The sequence below is a fragment of the Streptomyces niphimycinicus genome, from assembly GCF_018883605.1.
GTDB lineage: Bacteria > Actinomycetota > Actinomycetes > Streptomycetales > Streptomycetaceae > Streptomyces > Streptomyces niphimycinicus.
The window spans coordinates 1-5,554 of sequence record NZ_JAHLEM010000942.1; the positions used below are offsets into that span (position 1 = coordinate 1).

4 protein-coding genes are annotated in these 5,554 nt (G+C 70.2%); 3 read left to right on the forward strand and 1 reads right to left on the reverse strand.

Features of this window, described 5'->3' with window-relative positions; genetic code table 11:
• Positions 1 to 58: 58 nt before the first annotated feature.
• Entirely contained in the window at positions 59 to 685 is a 627-nt protein-coding gene (locus KN815_RS45855) for a response regulator transcription factor (RefSeq protein WP_253209661.1), read from the reverse strand.
• Between the two features lie 739 nt (positions 686 to 1,424).
• Here KN815_RS45855 and KN815_RS45860 point away from each other — a divergent pair.
• The 3 genes from KN815_RS45860 to KN815_RS45870 all read left to right on the forward strand — a co-directional run.
• Positions 1,425 to 3,239, forward strand: coding sequence for an ABC transporter ATP-binding protein (locus KN815_RS45860; protein WP_216347716.1), 1,815 nt, complete (start codon positions 1,425 to 1,427; stop codon positions 3,237 to 3,239).
• Positions 3,239 to 5,074, forward strand: coding sequence for an ABC transporter ATP-binding protein (locus tag KN815_RS45865; protein ID WP_216347717.1), 1,836 nt, complete (start codon positions 3,239 to 3,241; stop codon positions 5,072 to 5,074). Before KN815_RS45860 ends, KN815_RS45865 begins: the two co-directional genes overlap by 1 nt.
• A gap of 3 nt (positions 5,075 to 5,077) precedes the next feature.
• A partial coding sequence (locus tag KN815_RS45870; protein WP_216347718.1) for an AMP-binding protein occupies positions 5,078 to 5,554 on the forward strand: 477 nt, incomplete at its 3' end.

Consider the following 5,554-nt stretch of genomic DNA (forward strand, 5'->3'; position numbering starts at 1 on the left):
CCGCGAGACGGGGGCGGGGCGACCGGGCGCGCGGCGGGTGCAGGACGGGTGGGCCCGCTCAGTAGGTGATGAGCCCGTTCTGTATGGCTGTCACCACGGCGGCGGTCCGATTGGGCGCACCCAGCTTCAGGAGCAGGCTGGCGACGATGCGCTTGACGCCATGACTGGATATGCCCAGGCGCCGGGCGATCTGCTTGTTGCTCATGCCCTTGGCGAGCAGGAGCAGCACCTCGTTCTCGCGGGCGGTCAGGGAGACCTCGCGCGGGCGGTGCTGTCCCGAATCACGGACGCGGTGCAGCAGCGCCCGGATGAGGGAGGTGGGCATGGGAACCTCTCCCGCCGCCGTCTGTTGCAGCGCCTCCTCGACGGCGGAGGCGGTCAACTGGTCCTCGACCAGGAATCCATCAGGAACCGAGGTTCCTGCGAGAATTTCCTCGCGTATGTCCGTACTGCTGAGTAACAGCAGTACCTTCGCTCGTCGGTGCCGGGCATCGACGAGCGCCCCGCGATCGGGGACGTAGTCGTCCTCGTGCAGGAACAGGACGTCGACCCGGCCGGAACCCAAGGTGTCCTCCACTTCGGTCCAGTCGCCGCAGTGTCTGACCTCGCCCACCGACGGCGCGGTCGACAGCACGGCTCGCAGCCCGAGCCGCAGGAATCCGCTGCGCACAAGAGTGGTCACCACGAGCTGCTCTCCTTGACAGGGGGGGTGGCACAGCATCTGGCTCACTCGTACTCCTCCTCACTGGCGCCATGCGCCTCTGGCATATTTCCGGACCGGAGAACGCGCTCCTCCCCCGTGTCGGCCGTCGGCAGGCCCAGTTGCCATGGATGCGCAAGTGCGACTCATATTCAACAATATGGTGCTCCACAGTACCCAGACGAAACGTTCGGGATCAACCATTCGACAGGGCACCGGCGAGATGGCCGCCACCGCGACAATGCCCGGCATCCGCATAATCCACTCAAGGTTTAATTTTCATCCAGCCATTGGTTTTCACCCCTGCGGGGCACGCTTTCGTTTTTCCCGGAAAACAAGTACCGTCCATGCGACGGCTGGCCCGCACCCCCTGCACTGCCGTGTGAAACCCGATGACTCAGACCCGTACGACGACCCACGACGCTACCGATACGCCGCCTGAGCAGGGACGGGACCAGTCCATCCCGGTGTGCTGCGCCCCGGTCACGCCACCTCGTCGCGCGCCGATGGACGTACGGGCCTCCCCCGCGAAGCACATCGCGGGACCGCGCCCGCTACCCGCGGCATCCCGTCGACGGCTCGGCGAATTGTGAACCGTTAAAACCCCGCGCACCCAGCCCATGATTTTCGAGAAATCGTGGCCGAAAACCATGGCCGGCAATAATTTCCGGGCCATCCCGGCCGCAGGCGCGGCCCAGCCCCGACCCCAGAGAATGGAGTGCCGATGACCGCCGAGACCGTCCCCGAGGGGAAGGATCCGGCCGACAGTGTGCCCCGCTGGCTGCTGGCGCAGATGCGGCCGTTCCGGCCGTACATCGCCCTGCATGTGCTGGGCAGCCTCGTCTGGCAGTCGCTGAACGCGGCGATCCCCCTGGTCATCGGCCTGGCCTTCGACGCGGTCCTCGATCATGGCGGCGACGCACCCGACTTCGGCACCTTCCACGCCATCGTCGCCGGTCTGCTGGCACTCGTGCTCGTGCGGGCCGTGGGCGGCATCGTGGCCACCTACTGCCTGGAGTCCTTCGCCAGCGGGCTGGAGCGCCAGGCGCGTGCCCAGGTCTTCGCCGGCCTGCTGCGCAAGAGCCAGGGCTACTTCAACCGGCGGCGAGTCGGTGATCTGTCCGCCCGCGCCACCGGCGACGCCGAGTCACTGAATCTGATGGTGTCGCCAGGTTTCGACATGGCGGTCGACCTGGCGCTGAACGTCCTGATGCCGATCATCTTCGTCGCCCTGGTCGATCCGCGGCTGCTGCTGTCCCCGGTCGTCTTCGTCGTGTTGTTCGCGGTAGTACTCGCCGAGCACGGACGGCGCCTGGAACCCGTTTCCGACCTGGCCCGGGAATGCTTCGGCGACATGACGGCCCAGGCCACCGAGAGCATCGCCGGAGTCGAGGTGGCCGAGTCGACCGGCGGAGCCGAACAGGAGCGCGGCCGGTTCGCCGAACTGGCCACGGCCTACCGTGACGCCTCCGAGCGCCAGATCCGCACCCAGGCGCTGTCCCTGCCGCCACTGCTGCTGGCCCTCGCCACCGCCGGCGCCCTGGTGCACTCCGTGCTCCTGCTGCGCGCGGGCTCCCTGAGCATCGGCGAACTCGTCGCCGTGCTCGGGCTGATGGGAACCCTGCGGGCACCCACCCAGCTCGCCTCCTTCAGCATCGGGCTCATCTATCTCGGCATGGCCGGAGCGCAGCGCATCAAGGAGGTCGTCGACGACCCGGACGGCGAGGACGAGACGGGCGGCCGGCACGCCGTGCCCATCACCGGGGATGTCGCCATGGAGCACGTCACCTTCGGCTACGAACCCGGCAAGCCGGTGCTGTCCGACGTGTCGTTCCGGGTGGCTGCCGGCACCACCGTGGCCATCGTCGGCGCCACGGGCAGCGGCAAGTCCACGCTGGTGCATCTGCTGAACCGCACCTATGTCCCCGACGAGGGACGCGTCCTGATCGACGATGTCGCCACCACCGACTGGGACACCAGGTCACTGCGTTCGCAGATCGCGGTCATCGAGCAGGACGTGGTGCTGTTCTCCCGCACCATCGCCGAGAACCTCGCGCTCGACGCGGAGACCGGCGCCGACCGCGCCAGGCTGGAGGCCGCGGCCCGCACCGCCCAGGCCCACGACTTCATCATGGCGAGCGAGGACGGCTACGACACTGTCCTCGGCGAACGCGGGGTCACCCTGTCCGGAGGGCAGCGCCAGCGCCTCGCCATCGCCCGCGCGCTGGTGGCCGACCCTCGCATCCTCACCGTGGACGACGCGACCAGCGCCGTCGACGCCGCCACCGAACACGATCTGCAACGCGCCATGCGGCAGGCCTCGGCCGGGCGCACCACGTTCCTCATCACCCCCAGGCTGTCCCGTATCCGTGCCGCGCACCACATCCTCGTCCTGGACGCCGGCCGGATCGTCGGCCAGGGCAGCCACGAACAGCTCCTGCGCGACTGCTCGTTCTACCGTCGGATCTTCGCGCCCTACCTGGACGAGCCGGCCCCCGCCGGCCCGGCCCCCGTGGGAGCCAAGGAGGAGAGCCACTGATGGCGCACTTGCTGGAGGGCATCGAGCCGGACGGCTACGACCGCCGCTACCGCGACCGCGAACTGGCCCGCCGCATCACCCCCTACTTCCACGGCAGAGGCAGAACGGTGGCCTTCGTGACCGCCGCCGTGGTCATCGCCGCCGCCGCGGGCAGCGCCGTCCCCCTGCTGCTGGCCAGGACCGTCGACTCGGCCCTGGACGACGGCGACAGCGGGGTGGCATGGCTCGTCACGGCCGTGCTCGCCGCGGGCATCGTCGCCTGGCTGTTCACGTATCTACAGGAGCGCACGGTGGGAAGCCTGGTCTGTGACGTCGTCCTCAGCCTGCGCAAGCGCGTCTTCGAAGCGGCCATGCGACAGGACATGTCCTTCCACGACTCCCACGCCACGGGCGCGGTGGTCAGCCGGGTCACCAACGACACGCAGGCCTTCGCGACGCTGATCAACCTGGTGCTCAGCCTCCTCGGGCAAGTGCTGATGATCGTGATCCTGCTGACCGCCCTCTTCCTGATCAACGTGGAGCTGGCCCTGGTGACGGCCTTGGTCGCCGCGGTCGTCGTCGCCGTCAGCCTCGCCTTCCGACGCGCCGCGCGCAGCGCCTCCCTGCGGCAGCAGGAGGCACTGGCCGAGGTCAACGGCTATGTCCAGGAGACCCTGCGCGGCATCGCCGTGGCCCGCAACCACAGCCACCAGCAGGCCGCGCAGCGCGGACTCGACGAGGTCAACCACCGCTGGTTCCGGGCGAGCGTGCGGCTGAACCGCATGTTCAGCGGCATCTTCCCGCTGCTGATCTCATTGACCGGCCTGGGCACGACCGCCGTGGTCCTGGTCGGCGGCCACGGCGTGGACTCCGGCAGCGTGTCGGCCGGCGAATGGGTGCTGTTCCTGGAGGCGCTGGCCCTGTTCTGGTCGCCGCTCACCAGCATCGCCTCCTTCTGGAGCCAGCTCCAGCAGGGCCTGGCCGCGGGAGAGCGGGTCTTCGCGCTGGTCGACCGCGAGCCCGCAGTACGCCAGCGCGACCGCCTCCCGGTCCCGCGCCTGCGCGGCGAGATCACACTGCGCGACGTCCACTTCGGCTACGACGCCCAGCACCCCGTCCTCAAGGGCGTGAACCTCACCATCCCGGCCGGCCGCACCGTGGCCCTCGTCGGCCACACCGGAGCGGGCAAGTCCAGTCTGGTGCGACTGATCATGCGCGCGTACGAGTTCCAGAAGGGCAGCATCGCAGTCGACGGGCGGGACGTGCGCACCCTGGACCTGGAGCAGTATCGGCGCTGCCTCGGCGTGGTCACACAGACCCCGTTCCTCTTCTCCGGGACGGTCGCGGACAACATCGCCCGCGGACGGCCGGGCGCCACCCGCGACGACGTCGAGGCCGCCGCGCGCGCGGTGGCGGGCGGCGACTGGCTGGCCCAGCTACCGCAGGGCCTGGACACCGTCACCGACGAGGGCGGACGCAACCTGTCCACCGGCCAACGGCAGATCGTCGCGCTGGCCCGGGTCTTCCTACAGGGCGCACCGGTACTGGTCCTGGACGAGGCCACTGCCAGCATCGATCCCCTGACGGAGGCCCAGATCCAGGAGGGCCTGGACGCCCTGGCCAAGGACCGCACCACCCTCGTCGTCGCCCACCGGCTGCCCACTGTCCGCAAGGCCGACAGGATCGTCGTCGTCGACGACGGACGCGTCATCGAGGAGGGCGACCACACCAGCCTGCTGGCCCGGGACGGGGCCTACCGCCGCCTGTACGACCGGTACTTCCGCCACCAGCGGCCCGACGACGACCCCGCCGACGAGCCACAGGTACTGTCCGCCGCCGCCGACAGGAGGCCCTGACCGATGGCCACCCCGACCGGAACCGGGACGGCGCCCGCTCCCGCGACCCTGGACGACGTGCTCGGCAGCGCCTGCCGCGCCCGTCCGGGTGCCGTGGCCGTGCGCTGCGGGGACGACGTCCTGACCTACGGTGACCTGCACGACAGGGTCCGCGCCACCGCGCACCGCTGGACCTCCCGCGGCCTCGCCCCGCACGGCACGGTGGCACTGCTCTGGGAGAACACGTCCGCATGCGTCGTCGCCTTCCTCGCCGCCGCACGCCTCGGGGCACGCCTGATTCCCCTGGAACCCGGCACGCCCCGGCCGCGGCTGGCCGCCCTGCGGACCGAGGTGGCCGGCCCCCTCTTCGTCGCGGGCCACGAGGCGAGGCTCCGCGCACTCGACGGCGACGGGGAGCGGGACCCGCTCGACGATCGCGTCCCGCTCCCGGTGGACGCCGCCGACGACGCCCCGGCCCCGCGCGGACGGCCGGAGCACGGC